This is a genomic window from Micromonospora sp. NPDC049801 (assembly GCF_040656575.1).
GTDB lineage: Bacteria > Actinomycetota > Actinomycetes > Mycobacteriales > Micromonosporaceae > Micromonospora.
The window spans coordinates 356,918-371,418 of the sequence record NZ_JBFAMS010000005.1 but is presented as its reverse complement, the minus strand read 5'-3'; the positions used below and the strand labels follow the sequence as shown (position 1 = coordinate 371,418).

The following is a 14,501-nucleotide window of genomic DNA, read 5'->3' as shown; positions in this document are numbered from 1 at the left end:
TTGCGAGCCCGCAGTCGCGAACGAAGGTGGCACAGTGACCAAGCAGATCCGTCAACTCGACCGGGTGGTCATCCGGTTCGCCGGCGACTCCGGCGACGGCATGCAGTTGACCGGCGACCGGTTCACCTCGGAGACGGCGCAGCTCGGCAACGACATCTCCACGCTGCCGAACTTCCCCGCCGAGATCCGGGCTCCCGCCGGCACCCTGCCGGGCGTGTCGAGCTTCCAGGTGCACTTCGCCGACTACGACATCCTCACGCCGGGCGACGCGCCCAACGTGCTGGTGGCGATGAACCCGGCGGCGCTCAAGGCCAACCTGGCCGATCTGCCGCGCGGCGCGGACATCATCGTCAACACCGACGAGTTCACCAAGCGCAACCTGGCCAAGGTCGGTTACCAGAGCAGCCCACTCGACGACGACTCGCTGGCCGGCTACGTCGTCCACCCGGTGGCGCTGACGTCGATGACGGTCGGCGCGCTGGCCGAACACCAGGTGTCCAAGAAGGACGCCGAACGGTCCAAGAACATGTTCGCCCTCGGCCTGCTCTCGTGGATGTACTCCCGGCCGTACGAGTCGACCCTGCGCTTCCTGGAGCGCAAGTTCGCGTCCCGCCCCGAGCTGGTCGCCGCGAACGTCGCCGCCTTCAAGGCCGGCTGGAACTTCGGCGAGACCACCGAGGACTTCGCGGTCCGCTACGAGGTCAAGCCGGCGAAGATGCATCCGGGCACCTACCGCAACATCACCGGCAACGCGGCGCTGTCGCTGGGGCTGGTCGCCGCCGGGGTCCGCTCGGGCCTGCCGGTCTTCCTCGGCGCGTACCCGATCACGCCGGCGTCGGACATCCTGCACGAACTGAGCAAGCACAAGCGCTTCGGCGTGCTGACCATGCAGGCCGAGGACGAGATCGCTGCGGTCGGCGCGGCGCTGGGCGCCTCCTACGGCGGGTCGCTCGGTGTGACCACCACGAGCGGCCCGGGTGTGGCGCTCAAGAGCGAGACGATCTCCCTCGCGGTGGCGCTGGAGCTGCCGTTGGTGATCGTGGACGTGCAGCGGGCCGGCCCGTCGACCGGCATGCCGACCAAGACCGAGCAGGCCGACCTGAACATGGCGCTGTACGGCCGGCACGGCGAGGCGCCCGTCGCGGTGATCGCGCCGAAGTCGCCGTCGGACTGTTTCTTCGCGGCGTTGGAGGCGGCCCGGATCGCGCTGACGTACCGCACGCCGGTGATCCTGCTGTCGGACAACTACGTGGCGAACGGCTCCGAGCCGTGGCTGCTGCCCGACGTCGAGTCGCTGCCCGACCTGCGGGTCGACTTCGCCACCGCGCCCAACGGTGACGACGGCACCACCTTCCTGCCGTACCTACGCGATCCGGAGACCCTGGCCCGCCCGTGGGCCATCCCCGGCACGCCGGGCCTGGAGCACCGGATCGGTGGGCTGGAGAAGGCCGACAAGACCGGCGACATCTCGTACGACCCGGCGAACCACGACTTCATGGTCCGCACCCGGGCCGCCCGCATCGAGACGATCCCGGTGCCGGACATCGAGGTGGAGGACCCGGACGGCGACGCCCGCGTGCTGGTGCTCGGCTGGGGTTCGACGTACGGGCCGATCGGGGCGGCCTGCCGCGGCGTCCGCCAGCGCGGCCTGTCCATCGCCCAGGCGCACCTGCGGCACCTGGCCCCGATGCCGGCGAACCTCGGCGAGGTGCTTCGCTCCTACGACAAGGTGGTCATCCCGGAGATGAACCTGGGCCAGCTCGCCCACGTCATCCGGGCCCGCTACCTGGTCGACGCGATCAGCTACAACCAGGTCCGCGGCCTGCCGTTCACGGCCGCCGAGCTGGAGACGACGCTGGAAGAGGTCCTGAAGAATGTCTGAGCCCGTCGCCCTCAAGCTCACCGCCAAGGACTTCAAGTCCGACCAGGAGGTGCGTTGGTGCCCCGGCTGCGGTGACTACGCCATCCTGGCGGCCATCCAGCAGTTCATGCCGGAGCTGAACATCCCCCGCGAGCGGACCGTGTTCGTCTCCGGGATCGGCTGTTCGTCGCGCTTCCCGTACTACATGAACACGTACGGGATGCACTCGATCCACGGCCGCGCGCCGGCGATCGCGACCGGCCTGTCGGTGTCCCGTCCGGACCTGTCGGTCTGGGTGGTCACCGGCGACGGCGACGCGCTGTCGATCGGCGGCAACCACCTGATCCACGCGCTGCGGCGCAACGTCAACCTCAAGATCCTGCTGTTCAACAACCGGATCTACGGGTTGACCAAGGGGCAGTACTCGCCCACGTCCGAGGTCGGCAAGATCACCAAATCGACGCCGGCCGGGTCGGCGGACGCGCCGTTCAACCCGCTCTCGCTCGCTCTGGGTGCGGAGGCCAGCTTCGTCGGCCGCACGATCGACTCCGACCGCAAGCACCTCCAGTCGGTGCTGCGGGCCGCCGCCGAGCACCAGGGCTCGGCGTTCGTGGAGATCTACCAGAACTGCAACATCTTCAACGACGGGGCGTTCGAGCAGCTCAAGGACCCGTCCACCCGGGACGACTACCTGATCCGCCTGGAGCACGGCCAGCCGATCACCTTCGGGGCGGACGGTCGGTTCTGCGTGGTGCACCCGCCGGGCGCGTTCGGGCTGGAGGTCCGGGAGACCAACTCCGTACGCCCCGAGGAGATCGTCGTACACGACGCGACGGTGGCCGACCCGGCGTACGCGTTCGCGCTGTCCCGGCTGCCCGGTCTGGACCTGCGCAACACGCCGATCGGCGTGTTCCGCTCGGTGGACCGGCCGTCCTACGACAGCGTGGTGCAGGAGCAGTTGGCGACGGCGAGGGCGAAGGTCACCGAGACGCCTGAGCAGCAGCTCGCGGGCCTGCTGAGCGGTGGCGACACCTGGACGATCCTCTGACCCGTCGGACCTGAACGAGAGCGGCCGCCCCGATCCGGGGCGGCCGCTCTCGTTGTGCCGGGTGCCGTCTCAGCGCTGGGCCGAGGCCGGCGTCCACAGGTTGTCGATCTCCTTCTCGGCCGCGGTGCGGCTGGCCTCGTGCAGGGGGATCAGCTCGGCCATCGCCGGCACCGTGGGCGCCAGGGTCAGTTCCGTGCTGATGAAGCGCGGCTCCAGGCCGGTCATCGACAGACCGTGCGGGAGCCACTGCTCCGCATGGTCCCAGCCGTGCCGCGGGGTGCCCTCGCCGTAGCCGCCGCCGCGCGTGGCCACCACCACGAACTCGCGACCGCTGAGCAGGCCCTCCTGCGTGTCCGGGTCGTACGTGAGGCCGGCGACGATCAGGTGGTCGACCCAGGACTTGACGCTGCTGGGCGCGCCGTAGTTGTAGAGCGGCAGCCCGAGCAGGACCACGTCGGCCTGCTTCACCTCGTCGACGAGGCGCTGGCTGAGCTCCCACGACGCGCGCTGGGCGGGGGTGTGCTGGTCCGGCGGCGTCATTCGCGCCAGCCCGCCGTCGGAGTCCAGGTGCGGCAGCGGCTCTGCGCCCAGGTCGCGGTAGGTCACGGTGCCGTCGGGGTGCGCCGCGCGCCAGGCCGTGGCGGCTCGGGCCGTGAGCTGCCGGCTGACCGACCAGTCGCCCCGGATGCTCGAATCGATATGCAGCAGGTTCATGATTCCTCCTCCAAGGATCGTCTGTGTTGCACCAACTATTTATAGCAGGCAGATGTTCCGTGGCGTCGGTAGACTGGGTCACATGTCCGCCCTGCCGCTGGAGCCCTCGGAGCACCGCTCGGGCGCCCTGCTGGACCACCTGGCGCGGCGGATGCGCCTGCGGGCCGAGTCGGTGCTCGCGCCACTGGGCCTGCGACCGCGGCACCTGGTCGCGCTCACGGTGTTGCGGGCGGGTGGCGGCATCAGCCAGCAGTCGCTCGCGGGCACCCTGGAAATGGACAGCACCAACATCGTTGGGCTGCTCAACGACCTCGAAGCGAAGGATCTCGTCGAGCGGCGACGCTCACCCCAGGACCGCCGGCGACACGTCGTCGAACTGACCGAAGATGGGATGAAACGCCTCAAAGAGGCAGAGTGCGCCCTCGCGGGTGTCGAGGACGAGGTGTTGGGCGCGCTGGAGCCGGCCGAGCGGGAGACGCTCTACTCGTTGCTGCGGCGGGCGGTCACCACGACACCGATCACCTGCACCGAAGCCTTGAGCGTCGGCGAACCGGACGCCTGCTGACGCCCGGAAATGTCAGACCGAGGCCGCGGACTGCGGGCGGTCGTCGCGGACGTGCACAAGCATGTCGCCGGTCTCGATCACCGCGCCGGCCTTGTCGGCCAGGGTGACCACCTTGCCCCGTCGCACCAGGGCGATCACCAGTGAGTCCAGCTCACGCGGCGAACGGCCCACCTCGTCCCGCTCCGCCGAGCGCATCGCCAACGCCATCCCCTGCCCCGGAGTCAGCAGATCCTCCACGACGTCGATCAGCGGCGGCGCCGAGGTCGAGAGACCGAGCAGGCGGCCCGCGGTCGCCGAGGAGACGATCACGTGGTGCGCGCCGCTCTGCTTGAGCAGCGGGGCGTTCTCCGCCTCCCGCGCCGCCGCGATGATCCGGACCTGCCCGGCCGTGAGCTGCCGGACGGTCAGCGCCACCAGCACCGACGCGTCGTCGCTGTCGGTCGCGATGATCACTGCCTTCGCGTTCTTGACGTGCGCCTCGTTCAGCACCGACGACCGGGTCGCCGACCCCTCGATCGCCACCAACCCGGCCGACGTGGCCTGCCGCAGTGCGACGCCGTTGCGCTCCACCACCACGATCCGCGACCGGTCCAGGCCGTTCTCCAACAGAGCGTTGACCGCGCTGCGCCCCTTGGTGCCGTAGCCGCAGATGATGACGTGGTCCTTCACGACTCTCCTCCACCGCGACAGGCGACGGCCGGTCCGGTACTGCTCGGTCAGGACTTCCAGGGTGGTGCCGACCAGGATGATCAGGAAGAGCACCCGGGCCGGCGTGATGAACAGGACGTTGACCAGCCGGGCCGACGGCGCGGCCGGGGTGATGTCCCCGTAGCCGGTAGTGGAGAGCGAGACGACCGCGTAGTAGAAGCAGTCGAGCAGGGTGAGGCCGTCCTCGTTGACGTCGCGGTAGCCGTCCCGGTCCAGGTAGACCGCCGCCACCACGGCGAAGACCAGCCCCAGGGCGGCCGCGAGCCGCAGGCTCAGCGCGCTCAGCGGGCCCCGGCGCTGCGCGGGAAAATGGATCACCGTCGAACCTGCCCCGCCGCCGTCGCCTGCACGCCCACAACATAGCGGGTACGCGGCGCTTCGCACGCCCGGGCTACGACGACGGTCGGCGCGACATGCACGGGTCGGCCCCGACCGTCGGCAACCGGCATGATGATGGGAGGTGTCCCCGACGACGACCGCGAGAGTGAGGTCCGCATGTCGTTGCTACGACGAGTGATCGGCGGGGTGCTGCGCCGGCTACGCCAGGGCCAGGGCCGCACCCTGCGCGAGGTGGCCGAGGCGGCCGGGGTCTCCGTGCCCTACCTCTCGGAGGTCGAACGCGGGCGGAAGGAGGCCTCGTCGGAGATCCTGGCGGCGATCTGCCGAGCCCTCGGCATCCAACTCTCCGACCTGCTCGAGGCGGCCCGCGACGATCTGCGCCGAGTCGAGCGTCGCATCCCCGCCGCACCCCGGGCCGCTCTGGCCCGGCTGGAACAGGTGCCCGCGCCACGCAACGAGACCGGCCGCGCATTCCGAATCGGCTTTCAGCCCGGTGGGGCGACGCCACCCGTGGCCGCCGCTCCGGCCCCCGCACGGCAGCCGGCCGGGCCGGTGCTGCGGCTGGGCGGGCCGATCCTGCACGTCGGCGGTCCAGCCTCGCCCGTCGGGTCGACTGTCGGAGGGGCGGGGCTGCGAGTTCGACTGATCGCCTCCGCACCGGCCGGGCGCCCCGGTCCGCGTACCTCCAAGATGCTGGCCTGCCGCCGGGCCCGGACGGGCCGGCGGCGGTTGACCCGGGTGTAGGCCGGCTGGGTTCTGCCCTGGGCCGATCTGCCGGCGGCAGAATCCCTGGGCCGCGACCGCCGCCGCGCGCACGCTGGAGGAGCCGGTTCCCCAGGCGGTTCCGCCGCCCGCCGGCAGCGCGGAAGGCGGCGACACATGATCGGGTACGACGTGCGGATGCTGGACAGCGGTCAGCCGACCTTCGGTGACCAGGTGTTCGAGCGGCTGCTACGGGAGCGGATCATCTTCCTCGGCACCGAGGTGACCGACGAGTCGGCCAACCAGATCTGCGCGCAGATCCTGCTGCTCGCGGCCGAGGACGCCGACCGCGACATCTACCTCTACATCAACTCGCCGGGCGGCTCGGTGACCGCAGGGATGGCGGTCTACGACACGATGCGCTACGTCCGCAACGACGTCGCCACGCTGGCGCTCGGCCTCGCCGGCTCGATGGGACAGTTTCTGCTCTGCGCCGGAGCGGCCGGCAAGCGGTACGCGCTGCCGCACTCACGGGTCATGATGCACCAGCCGTCCGGCGGGATGGGCGGCACCGCCTCGGACATCACCATCCAGGCGGAGAACATGCTGCACGTCAAGCGCACCATGCAGGAGTTGATCGCCCAGCACAGTGGACGCACCCTCGACGAGATCCAGCGCGACTGGGACCGGGACCGTTGGTTCACCGCCGAGCAGGCCCGGGAGTACGGCCTCGTCGACCGGGTGCTCACCCACGCCGAACAACTGCCGGCGGATTGACCCACCGTGTTGGCCGGGCCCCCCGGAGTGGACCTTCTTGGTTAGGGTCACGTCTATGCGTCGACTGATCCCTGTCCTCTCGATTGCCCTCGCCGCCGCCCTCGTGGCCGGCTGCGACACCACCTCCGGTGACACCGGAGGGTCCGGACCGTCCTCGGCTCCCACCACGCCCAAGCTCGAACCGGCCGCCGCCGTCCGGCAGGCCATGGAACGCAGCGTCGCCGGCACGGTCACCATGGACGCCTCGGTCAAGGCCGGCGGCCAGTCGGTCAGCCTCAAGGGCAAGGTCGACCCCGCCGCCAAGGCGATCCACATCACCGGCACCGCGCCGGAGCCGATCGAGGCCCGGCTGATCGGCGACGTCGCCTACATCAAGTCGGACTCGCTCGACGGCGAGAAGCCCTGGATGAAAATCGATCTGAACAAGCTCCGGCCGACCAGCTCGCTGCGCCAGTCGTTCGACCTGAAGGCACAGACCGGCCTCATCGGCGGCGTCGTGGTCGCCCAGGAGGTCAGCCCCGGCCACTACAGCGGCACCGCCGACCTCAACAAGGCCGCCGCGACCGCCAGCACCGACGGCGGCATGCGCGAGGGCCTCGAGTCGACCGCCAAGCTGGCGAAGGAGCCCCAGGCGATCCCCTTCGAGGCGACCGTCGACGCCGACGGCCGGCTCACCGCCCTGTCCTACACGATCGCCACGAAGAGTCTCGGTGACCTCGTCACCGACATGAAGATGAGCGGCTTCGGCGAGAAGGTCACCGTGGCCGCTCCGCCGGCCGCCGACACCGAGGCCGCCTCCGCCGAGATGTACAAGTTCCTCTGACCTCTGTGGATGACGAGGTGCCCTCCGGGACGGCCCGGAGGGCACCTCGACCTCTCGCGGCACGGTTCGGTCCGCACGGCGACGACCACCGCGAGGGGCTTTGTGACAGTCACCATCATCGCCTCGGTGTTCACCGCCATCGCCGCAGTCACCTACCTGATCGACCACGACCACCCCAAGGCCCAGGCAGACATGAAGCGGGTCCCACACACCCGGCTGCCCGTGAACGTGTCCTACCGCTGGTGACCGTCGAAGGTCAGTTTCCTGACAGCGGTCGAACCGAGGCGGAGTCCGCGGGGCGAACCGCAGTCCGGGCCCGCCGCAGACCAGCCAGCTCTTGAAACAGACCCTGGGTGCCCCCGGCAGGATTCGAACCTGCGACACACGGTTTAGGAAACCGATGCTCTATCCCCTGAGCTACGGGGGCGCGAGCGCCTAGTCTAGCGACCTTGAGTTCACCTGGGGTGGCAGGGAGTGGCCCGCGTTCAGCCACGTTCCCCGGACCGCCGTTCTCCCAGCCCAGGGCCACAGATCGAGTCTCCATGTGACTTCGGATGATCTTGGTGGGCAGGGTGGAGCGGCCGGCGCGATGGGCCGCGTCGGTGGATAACGTGCTGGTTCAGGCTGCGGTGCGGATCGCTGATCCCGGTCGGGTGAAGGTCTTGCCGTCGCGGATGAGCGCCCAGAGGACGTCGACGCGGCGTCGGGCGAGGGCGAGTATGGCTTGCCGGTGGTTCTTTCCTTCGGCGCGTTTCTTCTCGTAGTAGGCGCGGAATATGGGGCGTTCTCTGGCGGCGTTGAACGCGGCCATCCACGAGGTCTGAGCGGTAGCCGGTCAGCACGGTCAGCTCGGCCAGGAGCCGGTCAGACGGTTCCAGGACGGGGATGTCGGGGCGCATGCGGATGGTCTGGGCGATGACGACCGCGTCGCGGGCGTCGGTCTTGTTCTCGCCGGCGAACGCGGCGGCCATGCGGAACGCGACGGTGCCGGAGACGTAGCGGACCTGCACCTGGCGCCACCACAGCAGGGTCAGCAGCAGCGCCGACAGGCCGGTGGTGACATCCACCGCCCAGCACACCGGCCGGCTATACGTCGACACCTCGGCCATGACGGTGAGGAGGGGTCTCGTCGTTGGCGACCCGGCGGGAGTAGACCAGCCGGCCGTCGCCATCGACGGTGGCGACGTGGTGGTGGGTTTTGCCGATGTCCACGCCGATCCACAGCCTTGCCACCCTCGCGCTCCCCTTCGTTGATGAGTTCTCTCTGTCGGGCCGTCGTCTGTGGGGTCGGGTTTGCCGGCACCTTCTCACGAGGCGAACGCACGTCGCGGGTCTCCATCAGTGGTCTACCGAATCTCGCAGACGACGAAGCGGTGGGTGGCATCTCCTACCGTGAGCCAAGCGATCTCGACGAAACACACGCAGCCATCCCCACTCCCGGCCCCGCGGGCACGGCGACCCCAGCCTCCCCCTGTCGCGGGCCAGCGCCCCGGACACGATGTGCGAGGCCTGGGCGGCATCTGGTTCACGCGACATCGTGACGACCACCACGTTCGGACAACTCTCCTCTGACGGAAGAGTAGGGTCGGTGCCGGTCGTCCCGGTGGTGGCCGGGTGGCTGCTGCGGCAGCCCAGACCGAGTCCAAGTGATGAGGTCTTCAGCAGGCAGGACCGCTGTTGCTGGTCGTGGTAGCCGCGCCCCGTTGGTGTGGGGCTGGACCTGTGCGCGTCCGCGTGACGCCCCGAGTGGAAATGGCTGTATGTCTTCTGTGCTGTCCGCGGTCTCCCGGCCGCGTCTGTCCCGTCCGTCCTGGCTGTCGCCGAGGGTGTTCCGCACCGAGGTCCTGGCTGGCCTGGTCGTCGCCCTGGCGTTGATCCCGGAAGCGATCTCCTTCTCGATCCTGGCGGGAGTCGACCCGCGGGTGGGGCTGTTCGCCTCGTTCACCATGGCCGTCACGATCGCGATCTGCGGTGGCCGGCCGGCGATGATCTCCGCCGCGACCGGGGCCATTGCCCTGGTGGTGGCGCCGCTGACCAAGGAGCACGGACTGGACTACCTGATCGCGGCGGTGATCCTCGGCGGCGCGATCCAGGTCCTGCTGGCGGTGCTCGGGGTGGCGAAGCTGATGCGGTTCATCCCGCGCAGCGTCATGGTCGGCTTCGTCAACGCCCTGGCAATCCTGATCTTCGCCGCCCAGGTTCCGCACCTGCTCGGCGTGCCGTGGCTGGTCTACCCGCTGGTCGCCGTCGCTCTGGCGATCATGGTGGGTCTTCCTCGGCTTACCCGCGCGGTTCCGGCGCCGCTGGTCGCAATCGTGGTGCTGACCGTGGTCACCGTCTTCGCCAGCGTGGCGGTGCCGACCGTCGGCGACGAGGGTGCCCTGCCGGACAGCCTGCCCACCATGGGCCTGCCGCAGATTCCGTGGACCCTGGACACCCTCACCCTGATCGCCCCCTACGCCCTGGGGATCGCGCTGGTCGGGCTGATGGAGTCGCTGATGACCGCAAAGCTGGTCGACGACATCACCGACACGCCCTCCAGCAAAACCCGCGAGTCCTGGGGGCAGGGTGTCGCCAACATCGTCACCGGGTTCTTCGGCGGCATGGGCGGCTGCGCGATGATCGGCCAGACGATGATCAACGTGAAGGCGTCTGGCGCCCGCACCCGGCTGTCGACGTTCCTCGCGGGTGTGTTCCTGCTGGTCCTGGTCGTGGCGCTCGGCGGCGTGGTCGCGGTGATCCCGATGGCCGCGCTGGTCGCCGTGATGATCATCGTGGCGGTGTCCACGTTCGACTGGCACTCCGTCGCCCCGGCCACCCTCAAGCGGATGCCGTACGGCGAGACGATCGTCATGCTTGCCACCGTCGCCACCACCCTGGCCACCCACAACCTGGCCATCGGCGTCGTCGCCGGCGTACTCACCGCCATGGTGATCTTCGCCCGGCGGGTCGCCCACCTGGTCGAGGTCACCAGCGTCCTCGACCCTGACGGCGGCACCCGCATCTACTCCGTACACGGGGAGCTCTTCTTCGCCTCCAGCAACGACCTCGTCGGGCAGTTCGACTACGCGAACGACCCGAAGAACGTGGTCATCGACATGACCCACGCCCACGTCTGGGACGCCTCCTCCGTCGCCGCCCTCGACGCCATCACCACCAAGTACGCCAGCCGGGGCAAAACCGTCGAGATCATCGAACTCAACCCGCCCAGCGCCCGCATCCACGACACCCTCGCCGGGCAACTCGGCGTCGGCCACTGATGGCCGCCGCCACCAGCCGGGACACCGGGCCGGAGCAGCACGCCTGCGGCGCGGTCACCGGCCGCCTCATGCAGATCGGCGAAGCCGCCGAACGGGTCGGACTCAGCATCCGCACGATCCGCCACTACGAAGAAGCCGGCCTGATCGTCCCCTCCGCCCGCAGCGAGGGCGGCTTCCGCCTCTACACCGAACCCGACCTCGACCGCCTCGCCGTCGTCAAACGCATGAAACCCCTCGGATTCACCCTCGACGAGATGCGCGACCTGCTCGCCGTCCTCGACGCCCTCGACACCGCCACCGGCACCGACCGCGCTGAACTGCTCGACCGGCTCGCCATGTTCCACACCGCCGCCACCACCCGCGTCACCGCACTGCGCGACCAACTCGCCATGGCCGAGGGCTTCGCTGACACCCTCTGCAGCAAACTCGACCACCACGGCGGCCCGGCGGGCTGACCACCGCCCCGGCCGACCACTCCTGAGCCGCGGTCCCGCGGTGCGGGGTCATCGGTCGGCGTCGGCGACCGTGCTGAGGCCGGGGTGGGCGGCGGTACGTGTCATGACCGCAATCAGCACGGTCGCCACCGCTACGTGCAGGGCACCGAGGATGACCCGGGTCGCGACGTCCATACCGGGAGTCGCGAGCGGCGCGAAGGACACCAGCAGGACCCCGAGCGCGGTGATTGTCCAGACGAGCCGGGCGGACCGGGGCAGCACCCGCTCCAGGAGTGCGAGCAGCGCCCAGCCGGCCAGGGCGGCGGCAAGAGCGACGATCACGACGGGAGCGAGACCGATCTCCAGCCTTTCCCGCCCGGGTGGCCCACCGGTGACGGTGAGGCGGTGCCCCAGCAGCGGGACGGCGACTGTCCAGAGGGCGGCAGCCACGCCAACGGCCCCGGCAACACCCCAGATCCGGCGGCTGCGGTTCATGTGGCAGCCGACGCCGGACCGACCACGCCATGCAGGAACACGTCAACCAGCGTCTCGACCGGAATCTCCGCACTGCCGTGCCCTCCTCGACGGGCCATGAGAATGCCGAGGAAAATGACGGCGAGCTGTTCGATCGGCAGTCGCAGCGCGGCCCGGTCGGGTTCGAGCAGCCGGATCACCGCTTGGTGAGTGCGCTCGGCCGCCGCTGCCCGACCGCCAGTCGCACTGCTGCCAGCCGACCCACGCCGCCCTCCTCGGCGGCCACTGGTTTGCAGCGCCCCAATCACCGCGCCCATCCGATCCAGGTAGGCATGCAGGGTCGCTGCCGCCTCGGTCAACCTGGCGGCCAAGGGCTGATCCAACGGCACCGCGTCGAGTTCGGCCAGAACGTGTTTGTTACGCAGGGCAGCCGACACACACGCGTCCAACAGCTCGTCTTTGTCGGCGAAGGCCCGAAAGACGGTCGCCTCACCGATCCCGGCCGCTTTCGCTATCTGCAGGGTGGTCACCGCCGAGCCGTGCTCGACCAGCAGCGGCAGCGCCGCAGCCACGATCATCTCGCGTCGATCTTCCGCACTCATCCCCGGCGCTCTGCGCCGGCTGGGCGTCTCAGTCATGCTAATCAACCTACGGAGTGAGTACTCACTCCGTCAACGGGGTTATTGCAAGAGATCGAGCGCGAGGCCACCGACTACTGGCACCCTCCTCGCCGGATCGGCCGCTCAGGCCCGCCAAGCCGCCTCGACGAAGTCCCCCGCCCAACTGGCGAGCCAGATGACGGCGCGCCAGGGACCGAGCGAGGTGTCCATACGTCCGCTACCGCACCTTGGACTCAGGCCGAGCCTCATGACTGAGAGATCCGATCAGACACACCTCTGCCGCACCGCCCCCTGGCACCTGCCTGCGGTCGGCACCAAAGGCCCACTCGGGCAGTCTCGACTCGTCGCCCGAGTAGGCACGATGCCGCACCTGCTGATCTTCAACAAGCGATCACACCGACAGCGCGGTGCGACCAGGACGCGAAGATATAAAATGGAGAACCGCAGGTCGTCGGCCTTTGGATACGGGCGGAGCGTCCGGTTAGGAAGCCGGTGCTCTATCCCCTGAGCTACGAGGGCGCGAGGGGACAGTCTCGCGACCTTGGGGTTCACCTGGGGTGGCAGGGAGTGGCCCACGTGCACCCGCGTTCCTGGGACCACCGTTCTCCCAGCCCAGAACCACAGCGCGAGCACACGGACCCCGGTTTGCGACCGGCGGTCGGCCACGCGACCCCGCATTGGCATGGGTTGGCCTGGGCTGGCACCCACCGGGAGAGCGCACCGCGCACACCATCGAAGATCACGGTGTCGCGTCCCCGGGTCCAGCACCCACCGGCCGGCGGTAGCGCGGTTCGACGGCATCCCGATCATCAGCCGGTTTAATGACGTTCATTTTCGACTCGAACCCACGACACGAGGGGGGTCAACATTCGGCTGGAAATGTGGCGAAGTTGACCGGCGTTGATATTGGCGTCACCGCCGGATATAATCTGCTTCGGGCATGAAATTACTAAGGTAAGCCTCCCCTTACTTCGAAGTTCCTCTTTCGTCCGGCGGCTCGTCTGTCTATGATGGTGCCAGCCGACGGGGGATCAGGTCGGTTGATATGGACGCCGCCAGCCACGGCGGCAAGGATGCCATAGGAGACCTGAATGCTAAGCGGGGTGACCTATCCGCGATCGCGCGTATGGGATCAGCAAAGTATCGAAGAAGACGACTGGCTTGTGTCCGTACCCTCTGCAATTGTCGATGATCTGCTCGACATTCAGAAAGAGGTCGAAGCTCACGGCGTCGACGCGGCGCGTGTTCCGGAAGACAAGTTGCAGCGCGTTGGAAGCTTCCTACGCGGGGTCGCAGACGAACGGGTGCTCTCGGGACGTGGTTTTGCCGTTCTCCGAGGATGGCCGATTTCCGGAATCGAGGACATCGACGCGGGCGTCATCAAAACGGTCAGTCCATTGTTGGGCCCGGTTTTCGAACAGCCGACGGCCCGGGACGGGGCCATTGGCACGATCTCGCAAGCGATGACCGCGAAAGTCTTGGCCACCGTTCGTAGTGGCGCTGAGCCCGCACCCGAGCCAAGCCTCTCTGTCGAAGCGCAGCCCATGCACACGGACAATGCCAGCGCGCAGGAAGGCGAGGTGCCCGGCGGTCGGCCGGACATCGGCATCCTCGGGCTGCTCTGCATGAAGCAGGCGCCAGACGGCGGCAGGTCGGTACTTGCCAGCGCACCCGCCGTCTACGAATGGCTGGCAGCTAACCGCCCCGATTATCTCCGCATTCTGTGCGAGAAGAGGTGGTGGGGCGGCCGGCCGACGGCAGCCCTGAAAGACGGCCCGTTCGTCGAAGACTCCGTCTTCAGAAGCTATTCCGGCAAACTGGTGGCTCGCTTCAGCATCGGGGCGCTCGACCGTGGGCGAGACTTCCACCCCGGGTCCGTGACGGCGGGGGATCAGGAACTGATCCGCGGCCTCCCCAAGGTGATCGAGGACGCCGGGCTCGCGACGGAACTGAGACTTCAGGCAGGGGACCTGTTCCTCCTCGACAACACGTCGATCTTCCACGGCCGGACAGGCTTCGTCGACAGCCCCAACCCCGAAGAGCGGCGCCATCTCCTGCGGTTGTGGATCAAGCACCAGGAGTGACGCACGGTCGGTGCGCTGTCCAATGTCGCCGCACCCTCCGGGGATGGCTTCACCCACCGACGCCCTCGGGCTGAGGCTGCCGGGCCCGTCAA

At 68.9% G+C, this 14,501-nt stretch carries 16 protein-coding genes and 1 tRNA gene; 10 read left to right on the top strand and 7 right to left on the bottom strand.

Annotated features, from left to right (window positions below):
* Positions 1-34: 34 nt before the first annotated feature.
* Both AB0I89_RS12255 and AB0I89_RS12250 read left to right on the top strand, forming a co-directional pair.
* Complete coding sequence (locus tag AB0I89_RS12255) at positions 35-1,882, top strand: 2-oxoacid:acceptor oxidoreductase subunit alpha (RefSeq protein ID WP_357124352.1); 1,848 nt, start codon at positions 35-37, stop codon at positions 1,880-1,882.
* Positions 1,875-2,909 (top strand): 2-oxoacid:ferredoxin oxidoreductase subunit beta, encoded by a 1,035-nt coding sequence (locus AB0I89_RS12250; RefSeq protein ID WP_357124349.1) that lies wholly within the window; start codon positions 1,875-1,877, stop codon positions 2,907-2,909. The genes AB0I89_RS12255 and AB0I89_RS12250 overlap by 8 nt, the downstream gene beginning before the upstream one ends.
* Positions 2,910-2,978: 69 nt before the next feature.
* Here AB0I89_RS12250 and AB0I89_RS12245 read toward each other — a convergent pair whose 3' ends face one another.
* Complete coding sequence (locus tag AB0I89_RS12245) at positions 2,979-3,623, bottom strand: NAD(P)H-dependent oxidoreductase (RefSeq protein ID WP_357124345.1); 645 nt, start codon at positions 3,621-3,623, stop codon at positions 2,979-2,981.
* A gap of 82 nt (positions 3,624-3,705) precedes the next feature.
* On the opposite strand from AB0I89_RS12245, the gene AB0I89_RS12240 reads away from it, so the two are divergent.
* Complete coding sequence (locus tag AB0I89_RS12240) at positions 3,706-4,188, top strand: MarR family winged helix-turn-helix transcriptional regulator (protein ID WP_357124342.1); 483 nt, start codon at positions 3,706-3,708, stop codon at positions 4,186-4,188.
* A gap of 12 nt (positions 4,189-4,200) precedes the next feature.
* Here the strand turns inward: AB0I89_RS12240 and AB0I89_RS12235 are convergent, their stop codons facing one another.
* A complete protein-coding gene (locus AB0I89_RS12235; protein WP_357124339.1) occupies positions 4,201-5,214 on the bottom strand; it encodes a potassium channel family protein in 1,014 nt (337 codons plus the stop codon).
* 177 nt (positions 5,215-5,391) lie between these two features.
* On the opposite strand from AB0I89_RS12235, the gene AB0I89_RS12230 reads away from it, so the two are divergent.
* The 4 genes from AB0I89_RS12230 to AB0I89_RS12215 all read left to right on the top strand — a co-directional run bounded on the left by AB0I89_RS12230 (position 5,392) and on the right by AB0I89_RS12215 (position 7,783).
* Positions 5,392-5,979, top strand: a complete 588-nt coding sequence (locus tag AB0I89_RS12230; protein WP_357124336.1) for a helix-turn-helix transcriptional regulator — start codon at positions 5,392-5,394, stop codon at positions 5,977-5,979.
* 135 nt (positions 5,980-6,114) lie between these two features.
* Positions 6,115-6,714, top strand: coding sequence for an ATP-dependent Clp protease proteolytic subunit (locus tag AB0I89_RS12225; protein WP_357124333.1), 600 nt, complete (start codon positions 6,115-6,117; stop codon positions 6,712-6,714).
* 55 nt (positions 6,715-6,769) lie between these two features.
* Positions 6,770-7,537: a hypothetical protein gene (locus tag AB0I89_RS12220; protein WP_357124330.1), complete on the top strand. Its 768-nt coding sequence runs from the start codon at positions 6,770-6,772 to the stop codon at positions 7,535-7,537.
* A gap of 102 nt (positions 7,538-7,639) precedes the next feature.
* Positions 7,640-7,783 (top strand): hypothetical protein, encoded by a 144-nt coding sequence (locus tag AB0I89_RS12215; protein ID WP_357124327.1) that lies wholly within the window; start codon positions 7,640-7,642, stop codon positions 7,781-7,783.
* Positions 7,784-7,891: 108 nt separating this feature from the next.
* Here AB0I89_RS12215 and AB0I89_RS12210 read toward each other — a convergent pair.
* The 3 genes from AB0I89_RS12210 to AB0I89_RS12200 form a co-directional block, all read right to left on the bottom strand.
* Positions 7,892-7,964, bottom strand: a tRNA-Arg gene (locus AB0I89_RS12210).
* Positions 7,965-8,022: 58 nt separating this feature from the next.
* On the bottom strand, positions 8,023-8,646 hold the full coding sequence (locus AB0I89_RS12205) for a transposase (RefSeq protein ID WP_357124324.1): 624 nt from the start codon (positions 8,644-8,646) through the stop codon (positions 8,023-8,025).
* The gene (locus AB0I89_RS12200) at positions 8,624-8,770 is read right to left on the bottom strand and encodes a transposase (protein WP_357124321.1); all 147 of its coding nucleotides are present in this window, start codon (positions 8,768-8,770) and stop codon (positions 8,624-8,626) included. Before AB0I89_RS12200 ends, AB0I89_RS12205 begins: the two co-directional genes overlap by 23 nt.
* A gap of 527 nt (positions 8,771-9,297) precedes the next feature.
* Between AB0I89_RS12200 and AB0I89_RS12195 the strand changes: the two genes are divergently transcribed.
* Positions 9,298-10,797 carry a SulP family inorganic anion transporter gene (locus AB0I89_RS12195; RefSeq protein ID WP_357124318.1) on the top strand — a complete coding sequence of 500 codons (1,500 nt, stop codon included), beginning with the start codon at positions 9,298-9,300 and terminating at the stop codon, positions 10,795-10,797.
* A 68-nt stretch (positions 10,798-10,865) separates the two neighbouring features.
* A complete protein-coding gene (locus tag AB0I89_RS12190) occupies positions 10,866-11,252 on the top strand; it encodes a MerR family transcriptional regulator (protein ID WP_357124682.1) in 387 nt (128 codons plus the stop codon).
* Between the two features lie 48 nt (positions 11,253-11,300).
* On the opposite strand, the gene AB0I89_RS12185 is transcribed toward AB0I89_RS12190, so the two are convergent.
* Together AB0I89_RS12185 and AB0I89_RS12180 are read right to left on the bottom strand one after the other, a co-directional pair.
* Complete coding sequence (locus AB0I89_RS12185) at positions 11,301-11,726, bottom strand: DUF6069 family protein (protein WP_357124315.1); 426 nt, start codon at positions 11,724-11,726, stop codon at positions 11,301-11,303.
* Positions 11,723-12,343, bottom strand: coding sequence for a TetR/AcrR family transcriptional regulator (locus tag AB0I89_RS12180; protein WP_357124312.1), 621 nt, complete (start codon positions 12,341-12,343; stop codon positions 11,723-11,725). The genes AB0I89_RS12185 and AB0I89_RS12180 overlap by 4 nt, the downstream gene beginning before the upstream one ends.
* Before the next feature lie 1,085 nt (positions 12,344-13,428).
* Between AB0I89_RS12180 and AB0I89_RS12175 the strand changes: the two genes are divergently transcribed.
* Positions 13,429-14,409 (top strand): TauD/TfdA family dioxygenase, encoded by a 981-nt coding sequence (locus AB0I89_RS12175; protein WP_357124309.1) that lies wholly within the window; start codon positions 13,429-13,431, stop codon positions 14,407-14,409.
* Positions 14,410-14,501 lie beyond the last annotated feature (92 nt).

Bases quoted from the DNA above. Each gene is read 5' to 3' on its own strand.
- AB0I89_RS12240 (WP_357124342.1), top strand. From the start codon at position 3,706: ATGTCCGCCCTGCCGCTGGAGCCCTCGGAGCACCGCTCGGGCGCCCTG.
- AB0I89_RS12205 (WP_357124324.1), bottom strand. From the start codon at position 8,646: ATGGCCGAGGTGTCGACGTATAGCCGGCCGGTGTGCTGGGCGGTGGAT.
- AB0I89_RS12185 (WP_357124315.1), bottom strand. From the start codon at position 11,726: ATGAACCGCAGCCGCCGGATCTGGGGTGTTGCCGGGGCCGTTGGCGTG.
- AB0I89_RS12195 (WP_357124318.1), top strand. From the start codon at position 9,298: ATGTCTTCTGTGCTGTCCGCGGTCTCCCGGCCGCGTCTGTCCCGTCCG.
- AB0I89_RS12230 (WP_357124336.1), top strand. From the start codon at position 5,392: ATGTCGTTGCTACGACGAGTGATCGGCGGGGTGCTGCGCCGGCTACGC.
- AB0I89_RS12245 (WP_357124345.1), bottom strand. From the start codon at position 3,623: ATGAACCTGCTGCATATCGATTCGAGCATCCGGGGCGACTGGTCGGTC.
- AB0I89_RS12190 (WP_357124682.1), top strand. From the start codon at position 10,866: ATGCAGATCGGCGAAGCCGCCGAACGGGTCGGACTCAGCATCCGCACG.
- AB0I89_RS12180 (WP_357124312.1), bottom strand. From the start codon at position 12,343: ATGACTGAGACGCCCAGCCGGCGCAGAGCGCCGGGGATGAGTGCGGAA.
- AB0I89_RS12225 (WP_357124333.1), top strand. From the start codon at position 6,115: ATGATCGGGTACGACGTGCGGATGCTGGACAGCGGTCAGCCGACCTTC.
- AB0I89_RS12250 (WP_357124349.1), top strand. From the start codon at position 1,875: ATGTCTGAGCCCGTCGCCCTCAAGCTCACCGCCAAGGACTTCAAGTCC.
- AB0I89_RS12220 (WP_357124330.1), top strand. From the start codon at position 6,770: ATGCGTCGACTGATCCCTGTCCTCTCGATTGCCCTCGCCGCCGCCCTC.